At 42.8% G+C, this 19904-nt stretch carries 15 protein-coding genes; 7 read left to right on the forward strand and 8 right to left on the reverse strand.

The window, feature by feature from the left end; all coding sequences use genetic code 11:
- The first annotated feature begins 193 nt into the window (after window positions 1–193).
- From putP to C4B60_RS18870, 6 genes are all read left to right on the forward strand, one after another.
- The gene (putP, locus tag C4B60_RS18840) at window positions 194–1693 is read left to right on the forward strand and encodes a sodium/proline symporter PutP (protein ID WP_425331181.1); all 1500 of its coding nucleotides are present in this window, start codon (window positions 194–196) and stop codon (window positions 1691–1693) included.
- Window positions 1694–1936: 243 nt separating this feature from the next.
- Window positions 1937–3799 carry a 1,4-alpha-glucan branching protein GlgB gene (glgB, locus tag C4B60_RS18850; RefSeq protein WP_342365052.1) on the forward strand — a complete coding sequence of 621 codons (1863 nt, stop codon included), beginning with the start codon at window positions 1937–1939 and terminating at the stop codon, window positions 3797–3799.
- A 36-nt stretch (window positions 3800–3835) separates the two neighbouring features.
- The gene (locus C4B60_RS18855; protein WP_104059587.1) at window positions 3836–4993 is read left to right on the forward strand and encodes a glucose-1-phosphate adenylyltransferase; all 1158 of its coding nucleotides are present in this window, start codon (window positions 3836–3838) and stop codon (window positions 4991–4993) included.
- Window positions 4990–6015, forward strand: a complete 1026-nt coding sequence (locus C4B60_RS18860) for a GlgC family sugar phosphate nucleotidyltransferase (protein ID WP_104059588.1) — start codon at window positions 4990–4992, stop codon at window positions 6013–6015. Before C4B60_RS18855 ends, C4B60_RS18860 begins: the two co-directional genes overlap by 4 nt.
- Complete coding sequence (glgA, locus tag C4B60_RS18865) at window positions 6012–7451, forward strand: glycogen synthase GlgA (protein WP_104059589.1); 1440 nt, start codon at window positions 6012–6014, stop codon at window positions 7449–7451. Before C4B60_RS18860 ends, glgA begins: the two co-directional genes overlap by 4 nt.
- 3 nt (window positions 7452–7454) lie before the next feature.
- Window positions 7455–9851 carry a glycogen/starch/alpha-glucan phosphorylase gene (locus tag C4B60_RS18870; RefSeq protein ID WP_104059590.1) on the forward strand — a complete coding sequence of 799 codons (2397 nt, stop codon included), beginning with the start codon at window positions 7455–7457 and terminating at the stop codon, window positions 9849–9851.
- A 67-nt stretch (window positions 9852–9918) separates the two neighbouring features.
- Here C4B60_RS18870 and C4B60_RS18875 read toward each other — a convergent pair whose 3' ends face one another.
- The 8 genes from C4B60_RS18875 to C4B60_RS18910 form a co-directional block, all read right to left on the reverse strand.
- Window positions 9919–11133 (reverse strand): CamS family sex pheromone protein, encoded by a 1215-nt coding sequence (locus tag C4B60_RS18875; RefSeq protein WP_104059624.1) that lies wholly within the window; start codon window positions 11131–11133, stop codon window positions 9919–9921.
- Between the two features lie 7 nt (window positions 11134–11140).
- The gene (gene ligA, locus C4B60_RS18880; protein WP_104059591.1) at window positions 11141–13156 is read right to left on the reverse strand and encodes an NAD-dependent DNA ligase LigA; all 2016 of its coding nucleotides are present in this window, start codon (window positions 13154–13156) and stop codon (window positions 11141–11143) included.
- A 16-nt stretch (window positions 13157–13172) separates the two neighbouring features.
- The gene (gene pcrA / locus C4B60_RS18885) at window positions 13173–15416 is read right to left on the reverse strand and encodes a DNA helicase PcrA (RefSeq protein ID WP_104059592.1); all 2244 of its coding nucleotides are present in this window, start codon (window positions 15414–15416) and stop codon (window positions 13173–13175) included.
- Between the two features lie 53 nt (window positions 15417–15469).
- On the reverse strand, window positions 15470–16144 hold the full coding sequence (gene pcrB / locus C4B60_RS18890) for a heptaprenylglyceryl phosphate synthase (protein WP_104059593.1): 675 nt from the start codon (window positions 16142–16144) through the stop codon (window positions 15470–15472).
- 199 nt (window positions 16145–16343) lie between these two features.
- The gene (locus C4B60_RS18895; RefSeq protein WP_104059594.1) at window positions 16344–16658 is read right to left on the reverse strand and encodes a YerC/YecD family TrpR-related protein; all 315 of its coding nucleotides are present in this window, start codon (window positions 16656–16658) and stop codon (window positions 16344–16346) included.
- 25 nt (window positions 16659–16683) lie between these two features.
- Window positions 16684–17064: a DUF3048 C-terminal domain-containing protein gene (locus C4B60_RS18900; RefSeq protein WP_104059595.1), complete on the reverse strand. Its 381-nt coding sequence runs from the start codon at window positions 17062–17064 to the stop codon at window positions 16684–16686.
- A 243-nt stretch (window positions 17065–17307) separates the two neighbouring features.
- Window positions 17308–17526, reverse strand: coding sequence for a hypothetical protein (locus C4B60_RS18905; protein ID WP_104059596.1), 219 nt, complete (start codon window positions 17524–17526; stop codon window positions 17308–17310).
- Between the two features lie 36 nt (window positions 17527–17562).
- Window positions 17563–19296, reverse strand: a complete 1734-nt coding sequence (locus C4B60_RS18910; RefSeq protein ID WP_104059597.1) for an adenine deaminase C-terminal domain-containing protein — start codon at window positions 19294–19296, stop codon at window positions 17563–17565.
- Window positions 19297–19475: 179 nt separating this feature from the next.
- Between C4B60_RS18910 and C4B60_RS18915 the strand changes: the two genes are divergently transcribed.
- Window positions 19476–19754 (forward strand): YgaP family membrane protein, encoded by a 279-nt coding sequence (locus C4B60_RS18915; protein WP_104059598.1) that lies wholly within the window; start codon window positions 19476–19478, stop codon window positions 19752–19754.
- The last annotated feature ends 150 nt before the right edge of the window (window positions 19755–19904 follow it).

Genomic DNA, 19904 nt, shown 5'->3' on the forward strand with positions numbered 1-19904 from the left:
TCTGAATATTTTTATTTTAATTTTTTGTTAAATCTCAGCTAACCCCTGTCCTTATAAGCTCTTGAGCCTTTATTACCATCCGTTTCCTAGTTTGACTCCCTTGAATAAAGGATACTTATTTGATAGGTTATTCAACTGTAAGTATGTCGAATAATGTCATACAAAACTACATCATGATGAAAGGAGCGATTTTGTGGACAACGTTGAAATTGGCTATGAAGTCTATATTTCACTCGGGCTTTATTTTCTTGTCATGCTGGGCATCGGTTATTATGCCTACAAACGATCTACCGGAGATTTATCTGAATACATGCTTGGAGGAAGAAAAGTAGGACCTGCGGTTACAGCACTTTCTGCTGGAGCATCAGACATGAGCGGCTGGATGCTTCTTGGTCTACCAGGCGCAATCTATCTTTCCGGCTTCTCGGGAATGTGGATTGCGGTTGGTTTATCCATCGGTGCTTACTTGAATTATATTTTGGTTGCACCGCGTCTGCGAACGTATACAGAGGTTGCAAATGATTCCATTACCATCCCGGATTATTTTGAAAATCGATTTGTCGATAATACAAGAATTCTTCGTTTGGTTTCTGCAATTGTTATTATTATCTTCTTTACGGTTTACACCTCTTCAGGAATGGTCGCAGGAGGCGTGCTTTTCCAAAGCGCATTTCAGATGGATTATTTAACCGGTCTTTTAATTACAGCGGGGGTTGTACTTGCCTACACTTTATTTGGCGGCTTCCTGGCTGTTAGTATCACAGATTTTGTACAGGGCTGTATTATGTTTGTTGCCCTGATTCTTGTACCTGTTGTCGCATTTATTGAGCTCGGCGGGATCGGCCCGACATTTGAAACAATCGAAGCCATTGACCCGACGATGACTTCCTTTTTTCAAGGAACGACTTTCTTAGGCTTTATAGGGCTGATGGCGTGGGGGCTTGGCTATTTCGGACAGCCGCATATTATTGTCCGCTTTATGGCAATCCGTAATGTTAAGGCGTTAAAAACTGCCAGAAGAATCGGAATGACCTGGATGATTGTTGCTGTTATCGGTGCTTTATTTACCGGTTTTACAGGGATTGCCTATGTGTCTGCAACAGGTGCGGAGCTTGAGGATCCTGAAACGATTTTTGTATTCTTCTCACAGGTTCTGTTTCACCCGATTATTTCCGGCTTCTTGCTAGCTGCTATTTTGGCAGCTATTATGAGTACGATTTCTTCTCAGCTTCTGGTGACATCAAGTGCCTTAACTGAGGACTTTTATAATACCTTCTTAAAGCGCAATGCTTCTGACAAGGAGCTTGTGTTAGTCGGAAGAGGATCAGTCCTATTGGTAGCTATTGTAGCCATTCTGCTTTCGTTAAACTCGAACAGTTCGATTCTTGATCTGGTAAGTAATGCGTGGGCTGGATTTGGTTCTGCTTTTGGTCCGGCCATTTTGCTCAGCCTTTACTGGAAGCGGATGAACCGCTGGGGAGCACTTGCAGGAATGCTCGTTGGGGCGATTACCGTTATTCTCTGGGTTTATGTATTCCAGCTTAGCGGCTTCCTTTATGAGATGATTCCAGGGTTCTTCCTAAGTACTCTTGCAATCATTGTGGTCAGCTTAACGACCGGGAATTCCCGTAAGCCAGTTCGTGAGGGCTATGATAAGTTTGAAAAGGTTCATGAATCAGAATTAAATAAATAAACAAGTAGCCGGAGGGATCCATTTCCTCTGGCTTTTTTTGTCCAATTATGATTTACTTCTGCAATGGTTATTAATGAAGAAAACCGGGTACATAAATTTAGAAGTTGACTTTCTTTGGGAATTTTTTTTACTCCCTGCCACCGGCCTATAAATTTTTCTGAAAATCTCTTTATATTCAAGGATAATCGAGCATCTTTGTAGAATAGGTAACTAAACACAATGTAGAAAGGATGAGAGCCTCTTATGATTGTTGCACCAAGCGACTACGATGTACATTTATTTCATGAAGGCACACTTTACCAGGCTCACAAGCTCTTTGGGGCTCATCTGCTTAAAAAACGTTCAGGAACTGTCACCCAATTTACCGTCTGGGCCCCCAATGCTGTTGAGGTTTCGGTAGTGGGAAACTTTAATAATTGGGACGCCGAAGAGCATGCTTTGGAAAGAATTAACAACGAGGGGATCTGGAGCATCGGAATTGAACAAAATCTTGAAGGTGAAATTTATAAATATTCAATTAAATCAAAAAGAGGCGAGGTTCTTCTAAAAGCTGATCCTTATGCATTTTATTCAGAGCTTCGCCCAAACACAGCTTCTGTCGTATATGATCTGAAGGGGTACTCATGGAACGATAAACTCTACAGGCAGCGCGTCAAGCGCAGAAAGCCTATTTACGAAAGGCCGCTTTCCATTTATGAATTGCATTTGAATTCGTGGAAGCAAAAAGAGGACGGCTCTTACTATACCTACCGTGAGCTGGTCGATGAGCTGATCCCTTATGTTAAAGAGAGAGGGTTTACACATATAGAACTGCTCCCTTTAACGGAGCATCCATTAGACGCCTCCTGGGGCTACCAGGGGATTGGTTACTTCTCCCCTACCAGCCGTTTTGGAACCCCGCATGACCTGATGTATTTTATCGACCATTGTCATCAGGAGGATATAGGCGTACTGCTGGATTGGGTACCTGGACATTTTTGCAAGGATGCCCACGGACTTTACCTTTTTGACGGAGATCCGGCTTATGAGTATGAAACACCTGCTGATAGGGAAAATCTTGAGTGGGGCACCGCTAATTTTAATTTAGCAAGGGGTGAGGTACGGAGCTTTTTAATCTCAAACGCACTTTACTGGATGAATGTATTTAGAATTGACGGTCTTCGGGTTGATGCAGTGGCGAATATGCTTTACTGGGCAAACAGCGAGCCGGCAAAAGAAAATCCCTATACTGTGGAATTTCTGCAGGAGCTGAACACAGCTGTGTTTAAGGAAAACCCTAACTTTTTAATGATGGCTGAAGATTCAACAGATTGGCCGAAGGTAACTTCACCTGTACATGAAAACGGCCTGGGCTTTAATTATAAGTGGAATATGGGCTGGATGAATGATGTACTGGACTATATGGAGAGACCTCCGTTCGAACGAAGTCATCATCATCATAAGATGACCTTCTCTCTTGTCTATTCTTATACAGAAAACTTTATTTTACCTTTATCGCATGATGAAGTTGTGCATGGAAAGCGCTCTCTGCTTCATAAGATGCCTGGAGAGTATTGGGAAAAGTTTGCTCAGCTAAGGCTGCTCTTAAGCTTTATGATGGTTCACCCAGGTAAAAAGCTTTTATTTATGGGAGCTGAATTTGGCCAATATGATGAGTGGAAATTTGCTCAAGGGCTGGACTGGTTCCTCAAAGACTTTGAATCCCACGCCAAAATGGATCATTTCACCACAGATTTATTGGCGTTCTACCATGGTCAAAAAGCGCTTTTTCAGCTTGACCATGATCCGGAAGGGTTTGAATGGATTGATGCAGATAATACAGAACAAAGTATTTTCTCCTTTATCAGAAAAGGCAGAAGAAAAAATGATACACTTGTTATCATCTGCAACTTCACCAACATCCCCTACGACACCTTCCTGGTTGGAGCTCCTTTTGAAGGTAAATGGCAGGAAATATTCAACAGTGATCAGGAAGCGTATGGAGGCTCTAATCAGCCGCATAATACTAATGTGGATACAGAGCCGGTCTCCATTCACAACCGGAAACAGGCTTTGAAAATCAGTGTACCGCCGCTTGGGATGACGGTGTGGAAGCCTGCTAAATAAGAAAGATATAACTAGAACATGAGGGGTGTGACATTTATGGTAAAGAAAAAATGTGTTGCAATGCTATTAGCAGGAGGACAGGGAAGCCGGCTGCACTCATTAACATCGGACCTTGCAAAACCAGCTGTTCCTTTTGGAGGAAAATACCGGATTATTGATTTTACCTTAAGTAACTGCACCAATTCAGGAATTGATACAGTCGGCGTACTGACTCAGTATCAGCCCCTCGTTCTCAATTCCTATATCGGAATCGGGAGTGCCTGGGACCTTGACCGCCGCAACGGTGGAGTCACCGTTCTCCCTCCTTACACAGAGGCATCCGAGGTTAAATGGTACAGCGGTACAGCCAATGCGATTTATCACAACATGAAATATATTGAACAATATGATCCTGAGTATGTCCTTGTGCTTTCAGGCGACCATATTTATAAAATGGATTATTCAAAAATGCTTGATTACCACATCCAAAATGAAGCAGAGGCCACGATTTCAGTTGTGGAGGTTCCATGGGATGAGGCGCACCGTTTCGGTATTATGAATACAAACAGCAGCTATGAAATTCTTGAGTTCGATGAAAAGCCTTCTGAGCCTCGAAGCAATCTCGCTTCTATGGGTATCTATATTTTCAACTGGAAGGCATTAAAAGAGTTTCTTGAGGTCGATAATGTAAATGAGGATTCTTCCCATGACTTTGGTAAGGATTTGATTCCTTTATTTTTAAATGAAGACAAACGCTTAATGGCGTATCCATTTGAAGGCTACTGGAAAGATGTTGGTACGGTCAAAAGTCTTTGGGAGGCAAATATGGATTTGCTTGAAGAGAACCCGGGACTGAATCTCTTTGATCACTCATGGAGAATTTATTCCAGAAATCCAAACCAGCCGCCGCAATATCTCTCACCTACAGCAAAGGTACAGGAATCCTTGATTAATGAAGGATGCTTTATTGAAGGGAATGTTCAGACCTCTGTAATATTCCAGGGTGTAACAATCGGTGAAGGTGCCCTGGTGGAAGAAGCGGTTATCATGCCGGATGCCATCATCGGCGAAAACGCGGTGATTAAACGCGCGATTGTTCCAACATGCCTTACCGTTCCTAACGGGATTACAATCGAGCCTGAGGAAGGATCGGATGATATTATTCTGGTAACAGAAGAAATGATTGAAAAACTGCGAAAGGACGTGACCGCATGAGCCGTCTGTTAGGTGTTATCGATGCAACAAATGTAATTAACGGGCTTCAGGATTTATCATTAAACCGTTCTGTCGCTTCTATTCCCTTTGCTGGGCGCTACCGCTTTATCGACTTTATCCTATCCAATATGGTGAATTCAGGGGTGGACAGCATTGCGATTTTTCCGAAGCACCAGTACCGCTCCCTGATGGATCATATTGGCTCAGGTAAAAATTGGGATCTTGACCGGAAGAAGGATGGCCTGTTCTTCTTCCCCCCTTACTTTGAACCAAATGAAAATAGTACAGTGGGATCCTTCGCACGTTTTGAGCAGCATCTCGACTATTTCAAACGCAGTCATCAGGATTATGTTTTCATAGCCAATAGCTACGTCATTACCAATATTGATATTGAGGAGGCTCTGGCAGAGCACTTAATCCATGACCATGATATTACAGAGCTTGTCAATCACTCTCAATCACTTGATATGTACATTCTGAAGAAATCACTTCTGATTGATTTAATTGAAGACCGTAAAAATTCACAATTTATCAGTGTAGCAGATGTGGTGACGCAGCCTCTTCACAATTATAAGATCGGTTCTTATCAGCATAATGGATACACTGCAACTATGGATTCGATCGAAGCTTATTACCGGCATTCCATGAAATTGCTTGATGCTTCTGTATGGAATCAGCTGTTCCCAACTGACCGTCCGGTCTTCACTAAAGTAAAGGATGAGCCGCCTACCCGCTACTCAACAGATGCTATTGTTACAAATTCAATGGTAGCAAATGGGGCGGTTATTAAAGGCAAAGTGGATGCAAGTATTATCTCCAGAGCAGTTAAAATTGGTAAAGGCTCACATGTAACAAATTGTATTGTGATGCAAAAAAGCCAGATCGGCGAAGGCTGCACACTCGAACATGTTATTTTAGACAAGGATGTCCGGGTGCTTGACGGAGTTACGCTTAAGGGATCTCCTGATAAGCCGTTAGTGCTTCGTAAAGGAACAGTAAGGGAAATGGCGGTGAGCATGTGAAGATATTATTTGCCGTATCTGAATGTGCACCATTTATAAAGTCAGGGGGCCTCGGCGATGTAGCCGGGGCTCTTCCTAGAGAGCTAATAAAGCTTGGTGCAGATGTCAGAGTTGTGATGCCTAAATACTCACTTATTGCAGATGAACTTTTATCAAAGGCTAAAAAAATCACTTCTATTTCAATTCAAATGAGCTGGAGAAGCCAGTATTGCGGAATTGAAACACTTGTACATAACGGAGTGACCTACTACCTGATTGATAATGAATATTATTTTAAGCGTGACACTTTGTACGGTCATGACGATGATGGAGAGCGTTTTTCATTTTTCTGCCAGGCTGTACTGGAAAGTCTGCCTGTTATTCCATTTAAACCGGACCTTATCCATTGTCATGACTGGCATTCGGGTATGGTTCCCTTCCTGCTTGACCGAAAATACAAAAGCGACCCCTACTACAGGGATATGAGAACTGTCTTTACCATTCATAATCTTCAATTCCAGGGGTGGTTTGAGCGGGATATCCTGGGAGATATGCTGAACCTGGAGGATTACCACTTCGATTCAGGTGATGTGGAATTCAATGGCATGGTGAATTTCATGAAAGGCGCTATTCTAAGCTCGAATGCGATTACCACTGTAAGTCCAACCTACCGGGATGAGATCCAGACGCCATTTTTTGGTGAACAAATGGATGGTGTGCTAAGAGAGCAGTCCTTTAAGCTGCACGGGATTATTAATGGGATTGATACTGAAAGCTATAACCCTGAGACAGACCGCTTAATTGAAGCCAATTACAGTAAAGAGGATCCTATTAATAAAGATCTAAATAAGCTTGCCCTCCAAAAAGAATTTAATCTGCCAGAAGCGAAGGAAACGCCTATCATCGCTATGGTAACAAGACTGACAGAGCAAAAAGGTTTATCCCTGGTTCAGCATATTATGCATGAAATTCTGGAAGAGGAAGATGTCCAGCTGATCGTTCTAGGAAGCGGCGAATACGAATATGAGGAGTATTTTAATTACCTGGCGAGTACCTATTCTGAGCAGGCTGGTGTTTACATAGGTTTTAGCGAGGCGCTGGCTCATCGTATTTATGCAGGTGCCGATTTCTTTTTAATGCCCTCTCTATTTGAACCGTGCGGACTCAGCCAGCTGATTTCGTTTCAATATGGGACGATTCCAATCGCCCGTGAAACAGGCGGATTAAATGATACCGTCCATCCATTAAATGAATTTGAATTAACAGGCAATGGCTTTACATTCTCAGATTATAATGCCCATGATATGAAATATACGATTAAGCGCGCCCTATCCTTTTACAAGCATAAAGAGGTCTGGCCTGCGCTACTTAAAAATGCCATGTCCGGTGATTACAGCTGGGCGCAATCAGCTGCTCAATATCATGAGCTCTATACTAAGCTTCAGAGGAGGCACTAATTCATGTTCCATGACAAAGAGCAGTTTAAAAAGTCATTTTCAAGAAGACTGGAGCAAACATCCGGTGTATCCTTCGCTAATTCAACACTGCAGCATCAATATCAGACACTGGGCATGATGGTTCGGGAATATGTCAGCTCCAACTGGATTGTTTCAAATGAAGATACACGTAAAGGGGATCATAAGGAAGTCTACTATCTCTCAATTGAATTTTTGCTGGGAAGACTTCTCGTCAGCTCTCTTGTCAATCTCGGGGTTAAGGACCTTGTGGAGGATGGCTTAAAGGAGTTAGGAATTGAGCTTGGCAATCTCGAGGAAGCAGAAGCAGATGCCGGTCTTGGCAACGGCGGACTCGGACGTCTGGCAGCTTGCTTTCTCGACTCAATGGCCTCTCTTACACTGCCGGGTCATGGTCATGGAATAAGGTATAAGCACGGACTATTTGAACAAAAAATCATCGATGGCTATCAGGTTGAACTGCCCGAGCAATGGCTCAGAAACGGAAACGTCTGGGAGGTTAGAAAGCCTGACCTTGCCATTGAAATTCCTTTTTGGGGAGACGTTCAGTGGATTGAAAAGAACGGAAAATTAACCTATGTTCACGAGCATGCGGAAACGGTATTAGCGGTTCCTTATGATATGCCGGTTATCGGCTACGATACAGACCGTGTAAATACGCTTAGACTTTGGGGTGCTGAGCCTGCTAAGAATTTTCCATCTCACAAGGATTTCATGCAGTATAAACGCGACACAGAGCAAATTTCTGAATTTTTGTATCCAAACGATATGTCAAATGACGGGAAGATTTTAAGACTCAAGCAGCAATACTTTTTAGTGCGGGCAAGCCTGCAGAGCATTATACGTGAATACAAACAGCATCACAGCGATTTATTCAGCTTTCATGAACATATTGCGATTCATATTAATGACACGCACCCTGCCCTTGCGATTCCTGAACTAATGCGTATCTTAATTGACGAAGAAAAGATGAAATGGGAGCAGGCCTGGACAATTGTTACAAACACCATTTCCTATACGAACCATACCATTTTGTCTGAGGCGCTTGAAAAATGGTCAATCGATTTATTCAAGCCTCTCCTCCCTCGTATTTTTATGATTATTGAAGAGATCAATAAACGCTTTTGCAAGGAGCTGTGGCAGGAGTACCCGGGAGATTGGGACCGGATTGCCCACATGGCCATCATTGCGCATGGCTTTGTCAAAATGGCTCATCTGTCTATTGTTGGCAGCCATAGTGTAAACGGGGTAGCGAAGCTTCATACTGAAATCCTGAAGATGCGGGAAATGAAGAACTTCCATGAGTACTATCCTGAGAAGTTTAACAACAAAACAAACGGTATCACACACAGAAGATGGCTGCTGCAGTCAAATCCTGAGCTGACCGCCTCTATTAACAACACAATCGGAACAGCATGGATTGCAGAGCCTGAGCGTCTGCGTGAGCTTGCAGCATTTTCTGATGACTCCTCCTTTAAACTTGAGATAGAAAACATGAAGCAGTTGAAAAAGAAAGAGCTTGCAAAACTGATCTTTGAGCGTGATGGGCTTGTTGTCGATGAGCATTCCATTTTTGATGTCCAGATAAAACGGCTTCATGCTTACAAAAGACAGCTTATGAACGTGCTTCATATTATGCACCTGTATAACCGGATGAAGGAGGACTCCTCCTTTAAGCCTCATCCACGCACGTTTATTTTCGGTGCAAAGGCAGCACCCGGCTATGAATATGCAAAGAAGGTCATTAAGCTTGTTCATTCTGTAGCAAATATCGTGAACAACGACCCTGTCTCAAAGGACTACCTTAAAGTTGTTTTTCTGGAAAACTATCGTGTCTCTCTTGCAGAAAAAATTATCCCTGCAACAAATGTCAGTGAACAGATTTCAACAGCCAGCAAGGAAGCATCCGGCACAGGAAATATGAAATTCATGATGAATGGCGCCATTACAATTGGCACAATGGATGGAGCAAATGTAGAAATGCGTGATCTGGTTGGCCATGAGAATATTTCTATTTTCGGCCTTGAAGCGGAAGAGGTTATGCATTACGAGCGCTACGGGGGCTATCATTCCCATGATTACTATCATAATGATAGGAGAATTAAACAGGTAGTAGACCAGCTCACCTCCGGATTTTTCCGGGATTCCTATTATGATTTCGAAGCGATTTCTGATTCGCTCCTAATGGAAAACGACCAATATTTTGTATTGAAGGATTTTTCTTCTTACGTAGATGCACAGGAGCAGGTTGCTGCTGCTTATAAAGACCGAGAAAGATGGCTAAAGATGAGTATTTTAAATATTGCCCATTCCGGCTTTTTCTCGAGTGACCGGACAGTAAACGAGTACGCGAAGGAAATTTGGAACGTTAAAGCTAAATAAACAGATAAAAGGCTGTTGGTGGGTATTAATCCCCACCAACAGCCTTTTCATATAGTTTTATAGTGAGTTAATGCTCATAAATGTGAACAAACGGATCCGTATCTTCCGGTTCTTTTAAAATTAGCGCTTCCGGTCCATTTACAGAAGTAATGCTTACCTCAATATCGAAATGGGAAGGAAATTGATCGATAATTCGTCCGGCTACAAATTGTGTAAAACCGACGATTTCCGCTTTTCCATAAAACTGAATAGGAATGTCAATTTTAAGCTTGGACAGCTGATCGCCATGGTAAAGCCCTCTTCCTATGACACTATTAAAATTAGGAAAATAGGATTCTACGTCCTGTCTGAAATTCAGGAAGGATGTTTCATCATTTCTGAAATTCTCATTCGCTTCCCTTGAAGGGAAAAGGACATAATTTTCATTCATCCCACTCCATTCACCCAGTTCATTTGCTCCTCCATTTGTTGAAGAATAAGCAATAAAGTTACCAGGGATTACAGAGCTTCTTGGCTCCTGTTTAAACAGGGCGACAGTAATCGGTATATCGGCCAGGTCTGATTTTTCAGGGTCCTCCTGCGCCATTGTGCGCATGCGATTTACTACTTCCTGCGCAATTCTTTTTCCCTGCTCTTCAATTTCAGCTTGAGGAATGTCCTCCTCATACGTAGGACCAAACGGATCATTATCATTTTGGTAATAGTAGACAGAATTTAACGCAAGACCAATAACAACTCCGCCAAGCCTCACCTTGCTGTCATCGTCTCCGGATTTAGTGAAATAATTATGTTCAAGAATATGTGCAAGATAAATAGGACTATCCTTTGCACGTGCTGCTCTATTCTCTCCACCCGGGTCGATTGGATTCAACCCCAGATTATTTTCCGGCTCAACACTTTCTTCCGCCATTTGCGCTTCATTCAGCTCTCTGCTCAGCCAGCTTGAGATAACGCTGCTCTCTAAAAACTGCCCTGACTGAAAAAAGTAGTCATTCGGACTGAAGTTTTGCTGTGCTATTCTCATCAGACCACTTTCAAGCTCAGCAATATCGTAATTCGTATGAATATTGTTTACGACCATTCCTCTTGAAGATGAAGGCTCAAAAGGAAGCAGCGTTCGATAGTACTCATCTGAGATTTGAAAGTTTGGAATAATGACTGTCTGTGTTTCTGTATCCTCCGGGGCATTTTCCTGCACGACTTCATCCTCTGGCTGTAAAGAAGGGATACATCCGCTTAATACTAACGCAGCTCCTACTGTAGCTGCTAACCATTTTTTCATGTGCACCTTACACCTCTTGTACGTTTATTTCTTCCAGGAGTTGGTTTTCATCCCATATCGTTATTCCCAGATCCTGTGCTTTGGAAAGCTTCGAGCCTGCATCCTCACCCGCTACCAGCACATCGGTTTTCTTACTTACACTGCCAGTGACATTTCCTCCAAGCATTTCTATTTTCTCTTTCGCTTCATTTCGTGTCAATTGAACTAATTTCCCAGTTAGCACGACTGTTTTTCCTGAAAGGGCAGAATCCATTCTTTCAGCACGTTGAAGCTTAGGTCCTGTATAAGTTAAATTAACTCCTGCTTCTTTCAGCTCGGCAATTAATTCCTGTACTTCCTCATGACTAAAATAAGTGACGATGCTTGAAGCCATTTTGTCACCTATTTCATTAATTTGGAGTAAATTTTCTTCTGAAGCCTCCATCAGCGCCTCAATTGTTTCAAACTGCTGGGCAATCGTTTTGGCCGCCTTCGCTCCTACATGCCGAATTCCAAGACCAAATAAAAGCTTTTCCAGCGAGTTTTTCTTCGATGCTTCAATCGCCTTCAGCAAATTGCATGCTGATTTGTCTCCCATTCGTTCAAGGCCGATTAAATCCTCCATCGTTAAACGGTAGATATCCGCCACATCTTCAATCAGACTTTCTCTATATAACTGGGCCACTACCTTTTCACCGAGACCATCAATGTTCATGGCGTTACGTGAAACAAAGTGAATCAGCCCCTCCTGAATTTGAGCTGGACATTTCGGGTTAATGCAGCGCAGGGCCACTTCCCCCTCGAGACGCTCAAGCTCGCTTTCACAGGCTGGACAATGTGTTGGCATGCTGAATTCCTTTTCTTCACCCGTTCGTCGTTCAGTGATGGCTCTGACAACCTCAGGAATGATATCTCCAGCTTTCTTTACGACAACATGGTCGCCAATACGGATATCTTTTTCCCGGATTAAATCTTCATTGTGTAAAGAAGCACGCTGGACCGTCGTTCCGGCTACGAGGACAGGCTCCAAAAGTGCAGTAGGTGTTACGACACCGGTTCTTCCTACACTCAGTTCAATATCCCGGATAACCGTTACCACTTCTTCAGCAGGGAATTTAAATGCAATGGCCCATCTTGGACTTTTTACAGTCGTACCAAGCTCCTCCTGCTGGGAAAGTGAATCAACTTTTATGACAATACCATCGATATCATATTCAAGCTCAGCACGCTTTTCTGTCCATTCCTCTACATACTGAAGCACTTCTTCAATCGATTCGCATTTACGGCGCTCTTTATTCGTTTTAAACCCAAGCTCAGATAATAAATCAAGTCCTCCGCTTTGGGTCTCGGCTCCTGTTTCCCCAAGCTCTCCGATTCCATACAGGAACAAATCGAGATTTCTGGAGGAAGCAATTCTTGGATCAAGCTGGCGAAGAGACCCTGCTGCAGCATTTCTAGGATTGGCAAAAGGAAGCTCTTCCCGCTCTTCCTTCTCTTTGTTTAATTGAAGAAAGGAAGACCGCGGCATGAAGGCTTCCCCTCTGACCTCTAAACTGAACGGCTTGTTTAAGCGCAGCGGAATCGAACGGATCGTTTTAAGGTTAGCTGTGATGTCCTCGCCAACCGAACCGTCCCCGCGCGTTGCCCCCTGGACAAACAAACCCTTCTCGTAGCGGAGGGAAACTGCCAGACCATCTATTTTTAATTCACATATATAGGAGATTTTATCGCCCACTGCTTTTCGAACCCGTTTATCAAAATCTCTTAAATCCTGTTCATTAAACGCATTTCCCAGGCTTAACATCGGCGTTTTATGATTCACCTTTGAAAATTGCTCAAGTACGGATCCTCCAATCCGCTGCGTAGGAGAATCAGGGGTCAAAAATTCTGGATACTCTTCTTCCAGCTGCTTAAGCTCATGAAGAAGCTTGTCGTACTCTACATCCGGAACAGAAGGCTTGTCCAGTACATGGTATTCATAATTATACCGGCTTAAAAGCTCCTGAAGCTCTTTTACTCTTGATTCCGCATTTGATCGATCCATTATCTTTGACTCCCTTTCATCCTGTGACTTTTTTAACAGGTGCAAATTTTGCTAAAAGCCGTTTAATACCTGTAGGGCTTGGGAAGGCAATATCAAGCTCCATGGAATCTCCTTCACCCTTCACACTGACAACGGTGCCTGTGCCCCATTTTCCATGCTCAGCTTTATCACCGACAAACCAGCCGATTGCATCTCCCCCGGTCTGGCGTGGAGCCGGACGAGTGACCGGCTTTCTAGGCGCCGGTCTGCTTTGGCCAAAGGAGGGTGACCCGCTTCTTCCGCTCATGCCAAAAGGATTGGAGCCTGCTTCTTTTTTGTCCGGCTCCTCTATCAGCTCAGACGGAATTTCTGCTATAAATCTGGAAACAGGGTTCATATTCGTCCTTCCAAACAGCGTTCTCATCTGAGCATTGGACATATAGAGCTCTTGTTCGGCTCTTGTAATCCCTACATAAGCAAGCCTGCGCTCCTCCTCCATTTCCACTTCCTCCATCAGGGAGCGGCTGTGAGGAAACACACCTTCTTCAAGTCCCATTAAAAAGACAACCGGAAACTCAAGTCCCTTTGCTGAGTGAAGGGTCATTAACGTCACTAATTCAGAGGAGTTCTCTTCCTTATCGAGCTGGTCAATGTCCGCTACCAGCGCAAGATCCGTTAAGAATGCAATCAGGCTCTTGTCTTCATTTGCTTCCTCAAAGGCCTTTGTAACAGATAGAAACTCTTCAATATTTTCCAGGCGGCTTTCCGCTTCAATGGTCTTTTCGGCTATTAATGCATCTTTGTAGCCTGACTTTTCGATAATATCCTCAACTAATTCTGTTACAGATAAGTATTCCTGCATCTGGTTAAAATTAGCGATAAAATCACGGAACTCAATAACTGTCTTTGTAATTTTTGGGCTTATATCGATAAAATCCCCTAAGCCGAGTGCTTCATACATGGACATATCATTATCCCTGGCGTAATTGGCAATCCGGTCAACAGAGGTTGAACCAACGCCCCGTTTTGGCACGTTAATAACCCTGATTAAACTAATATCATCAGCGGGATTTGCTACTAATCTAAGGTAGGCAAGAATATCTTTAATTTCTTTTCTGTCATAGAACTTAGTGCCGCCTACGATTGTATAATCAATGTTAGATTTCATTAACACTTCCTCCATCACACGGGATTGAGCATTCGTGCGATAAAGAATGGCAAACTCTGATTTTTTACGTTTACCTGATTGTACTAATTCATTAATTTTGCCGGCTACAAATTGGGCTTCCCCCTGCTCACTGTCAGCGCGGTGATACATGATTTTTTGCCCGTCTTGATTTTCAGTCCATAAATTTTTAGGCTTGCGGTTAGGGTTATTTTTAATCACCTGATTTGCCGCATCGAGGATTTTTTTAGTGGAGCGGTAGTTTTGTTCAAGCATAATCACTTTGGCATTCGGATAATCCTTTTCAAAGGAAAGGATATTGGTAATGTCAGCTCCCCGCCAGCGGTAGATGGACTGGTCTGAATCACCTACTACACAAAGATTCCTAAAGCGTGAAGCCAGCTGCTTTACAAGCATATACTGGGCTTTATTTGTATCCTGATACTCATCGACATGGATAAACTGAAATTTTCTTTGATAAAACTCAAGCACCTCTGGAATTCGCTCGAATAAATGAATGGTCTGCATAATTAGGTCATCAAAGTCCAGAGCAGAGTTTTTACGAAGTCTTCTTTGATATTCTGTAAAGATCTCACTGATTGTCTGGTCATAGAAGCTTCCTGCATCCTTGGCGAATTGCTCCGGTGTGGTTAATTCATTTTTTGCTGAGCTGATTACAGATAAAATTCCTCTTGGGTCGAATTTCTTCGGATCAAGATTCTTTTCTTTTAAAATCCGTTTTATGACCGACTGCTGGTCTGTCGAATCAAGTATTGTGAAGTTCCGGCTGTAACCGATCCTGTCTATATCACGTCTCAGGATCCGAACACACATAGAGTGGAATGTGGAAATCCATACGTCCTCTGATGCTCCACCAAGAATATTTCCAACCCTGTTTTTCATCTCTCTTGCCGCTTTATTCGTAAAAGTTATAGCAAGTATGTTATAAGGTGCGACTCCTTTTTCAATCATCAAATAAGCAATTCGATGTGTCAGGACACGCGTTTTACCTGATCCTGCACCTGCCATAATTAATAGAGGGCCTTCTGTTGCTTTAATGGCTTTTGCCTGTTCGGGATTCATCCCTTTTAAAAGTCTGTCTGTTAAAAATTGCATTTCCTCACCGCCTAACGAACGTTTGTTCTTATTATATATGAATTTCGTGTTACTTACACGATTGTTTTTAGTGCTTCTCCCAGATTATCGTAAATGAGATTGCCAACAACAATGACATCTGCTGCCTGAGCCATTTCGAGAGCCTTTTCCTTTGACGTAATCCCACCGCCATAAAAAAGTGTCGTCTCATCTAATTCCTGATGAACCGCTTTTACAATCGATGGATCACCGTAAATACCGCTGTACTCTAAGTAAAAAATAGGAAGTCTGAACAGTCTTTCAGACATGCGGGCATAGGCGATGATGTCATCCTTTGTTAAATCAGTTTTGGCGTCTGTGAGCCTCGCCGCCTTACAATCCGGGTTAATAATGCAATAGCCTTCAGCGATGATTTCTTCCCAGTTCATTAAATCCCCATGCTCCTTCAAAGCCTCGTGATGAAGACCGGTGATCCATCTTAGGTCCTTAGAGTTCAGAACGGTCGGAATAAAATATAAATCAAACCCGGGCGTAACCGATTCCAGGTTTGACACCTCAAGTACACATGGTACCGTATAACGTCGCACTCTTGCCATCAGATCCAGTACATTTTCGAGCGTAACCCCGTCTGACCCGCCAATCAGGACAGCATCTGTTCCGGATTCACAGATGGTTTCCAGATCCTGATCTGAAAGCTCCTTATTCGGGTCCAGCTTAAATACATGCTTCCATTCCCGGACATCATACATTAGTGCATCCTCCATTTCACTTACGTTCCGCGTCAAACTTTATCCGTATTATTATAGCATCCATAAGAAGAAGCATAAAGCACAGTGAATAAGATTAAAAAAGAGAAACTAGAAGGAATTCTCTTTCAATTTGAACCTTTTTACATAATTAAAATAAAAAACGCCTCTCCCCGCAGGGAAAAGCGTTTTTTAATATCCTCTAGTTGGATTCATCTTCTTTGTCGTCCTTATGAACCCGTTCAAGCACCATAGAATACGTATCGTTCCCATAATTCAGGCAGCGTTTAACCCTGGAAATGGTCGCTGTACTTGCACCGGTCTCACTTTCAATTTTATGATACGTTTTCCCTTCGCGAAGCATACGTGCTACCTCCAGCCGCTGAGCTAAGGACTGTATTTCATTTATTGTGCACAGATCGTCAAAAAAACGGTAGCATTCGTCCAGATCATTAAGTGAAAGAACAGCGTTAAATAGCTGGTCAAGCTCTTTTCCTCGCAGTTTATCGATTTGCATAATAGTAAGACGACTCCTTTGTCAGTTATTCCTCCAGCTTTACAGAGTGATTAAATCCCTTATCTTTTGGGATGATGTGAATCCAGCTTAATCCTGGTGACAGTTTGGCAGGCTCCCCTTTATAGTAAGGAACCATTCTGCCATCTTCATCCTGCCAGGTCATAGGAACATAAACTCCCTGCTGAAAAACGTAGGCATTTCCGCCAGAGGTTAGATCAATATCGATCCGCCCCTGCTCATCGATTACCTTGTGCTCTGCTTCAATAATAATAATAGTTGAAATGGAAACAGGCTCTCCTGTTTCGTTATCGATGGTTGGCGCACCATCAACCGCACGCTCATAGGTTCCGGATGTATTATTATAGGTATAGCCGCTGGTATAGCTTGGTTTATCGTCATATGTCAGGTAAAGGAAGCAGCAGACTCACCTTCCTCAAGATCCTGTTTCTGAACTCCAAAAGCCATTTCTTTCGGGGCTCCGCTTAACGAAGCGTCTGTCAGCTCGGCACCTTCTTTTAAAAAATCCAGTCCGCTGTAGGAATTATGAGGCGGTACACGGTCAGAAGAACGGAAAAATTATTTCCCGTCAAAATCCATCCCGTTAATATGATCAACTATGTTTTTATCCAGCATTGCTTTTGCATCTGGACTATAGCCTGGCGTCAGGATGGTTATTTATTATAACGGAAATGGCACGACTATCACTGTCTGTAATCGGTTCACCTGAAAGAGGAGATCGAAACCCATTTACTGCCTCTTCGGCTTCCTCCGCAGGATTGTTGTGCTCTGATTCCTGATTAACCTTTTCTAGGCTGCATCCAGTCAAAATCATCGCTGCGGCTATCAGCAATACTCTTTTTATACCCACTAACACCTCAAAATAAATGTTGATTACTTTTACATTTTAACGCATTATCGTTGGAAAGAGTACCGTTTTCTTTTTAACGTCGTATAACCCTTTCTGTGTCAGCCTTATATAAGGCAGGTGGGTGGACGATAAAAATAATAAAGTGTAAACCGGGTCGTTATGCGTGTAGCCTTTCTTTTCCAGGATCGCTTTTAGCTTCTCCTCAGAAGCCATAACAGCCTCCATTGGCTCCTTGGACATCATGCCGCCTATTGTCAGAGGAATTTCATGCAGCACCTCCCCCTGATCCACCAGCACAATACCTCCATTAAGCGCTTTAATACGGGAAAAAGCTGTACTCATATCCTTTTTACTTTTTCCAATAAGAATAATATCCCCTGAATTTGAAAAAGAAGAACCAAGAGCCCCCAAATCCCGCGAAAACCCTTTAATAATTGTGCATATCTTCCATTTGCCATAACGGTCAATCAGCATTAGAAAGCTCTCATCACTTTCTCTGTTAATTTCTTCAACGGAGGTATCAAATTCAATCGAATATGGCTTTGTAATAACATTATTGACCATTTCTATTCCGCATGGCATTGAAAACTGCAGATCTTCGTCCCCAAGCTCCCAATCAAGTCCCAGCTCCGGAATCTGTGACCAGTCAGGCTGTTCAATGCTTACATTACGCTTTCCGTCTTTTTTCATCCAATGTCCTTTAGACATCACTGATAGAGGGGTTGGATTATCAATTGATTCAAGAACATTAAGCGTCGCCAGCCTGCCTGTTGCGATCATTCCCTGCATAAATTCCATCCGGTAATATTTCGCAATGGAATAAGATGCCATATGGTACGCATCAATCGGGTCTATACCCTCCTCAATAGCGATTGAAATCAACCGGTCCATTACACCGTCACGATAGAAGGAAGGTGTTGAGCCATCAGTTGTCATCATTAGAGAATCAAAGGATCGAAGTCCCTTGTCCTTTAGTTCCTGTATTAACTTTGGTAAATCCGGACGGATAGAGGAATGTCTGAGTGTAACCGACAAGCCCTGTTCAAGGCGCATCCAGGCCTCATCGCCCGTCATCGCTTCATGATCTCCAGTCACACCGAGTAAAACCATTTTTGCGATCGTTTTTTCAGAAGCTCCCGGTAAATGACCTTCAATCCGTTTATAATTAACTCTTGCTTCCTGCATCCAGCTTAAAATAAGATCATCATCATCGATAACCTTCGGCCAGCTCGTCAGTTCGCCTGCAAGAAGTACGCTTGGATCTGCAAGCCACTGGCGCACTTCCCCGTTCGTTATCAGCTCTTCTTCATTTAAGAGCTCGGTTTGTGAATCCAGGCGTGCCCACCAGTAAAAGGACAATGGGGATTTTTTGAATTGCTGTATAAAAGGAAGCGCTTTCTTTTTTTCGTTTAATAAAAGCATCATCAAATTGTCCTGGATAAAGGTAGTCGTTCCAGATTGAGATGCATACTCAGCAAAAGATTGGGGATTATAAAGCTGAAAAGGATGGACATGAGGTTCTATATATCCCGGTACAATCCATTTTCCAGTCATGTCTAAGATTTCTGTACCGCTTGAATTTTTGGGTAAGAGCTCACCCACATACACAATGCGGTCTTTGTAAATCCAAATGTTCGCCTGCTTCCACATACGTAAAGAAGAATTCAGGTAAGTTGCATTTTTCAGCACCATTGTTGGAGGGAGTTTCCCATCAAGTATTAATGTATGTTGTCTAATATTGTGTATTTTCCATGGAAAACGCTGGTCCATCTTCTTAGTTCCTCCTGACATCTATAACTAAAGGGCAAGCAGCTGATCAGCCTGACTTTAAAATATAGGTTAAAAATCATTAAGCAGTATAAAAATATGGGTTAATTTTATCATATTTTATCTTTCACCGCACTAAAGAGCTACAGGTTCACAAATATTTCATAATAGGAGTGGTTGAGATGCATTCAAATATTAGTGGAGTCAACTCGTTTGTCCGTATGATTATTGGATTGACCGTACTTAGCTTTGCAACAGGAAGAATGTCCAGAAAGCCATGGAAGCAGTCTTACATCCTGCTTGCTGCTTTAGGCGCTATGAAGGTGGCGGAGGGGCTCATGCATTATTGTCCTTTAGTTGCCCTGTGGGAACGCCGAGGAAGCTGGATGGATGATGCGCTGAATTGGGAAAATGAAACAAGTAATTACCTTCATTCCTCTGAAGTAGGTTCAGGAGAGTAGTTGCTTGTTCTTAAAAGAAAACATAAAAATGTGTAACGCTCTATGTTCGGTCTTCACATTCGACAAAAACCGAGAAATAAATATTAAAATCTCGTGCGTTATAGTGTCCTTTCACATATTTTGTGCTAAAATGGGTAATGTATTGAAATT

It is taken from the genome of Jeotgalibacillus proteolyticus (genome assembly GCF_002926065.1).
GTDB lineage: Bacteria > Bacillota > Bacilli > Bacillales > Jeotgalibacillaceae > Jeotgalibacillus > Jeotgalibacillus proteolyticus.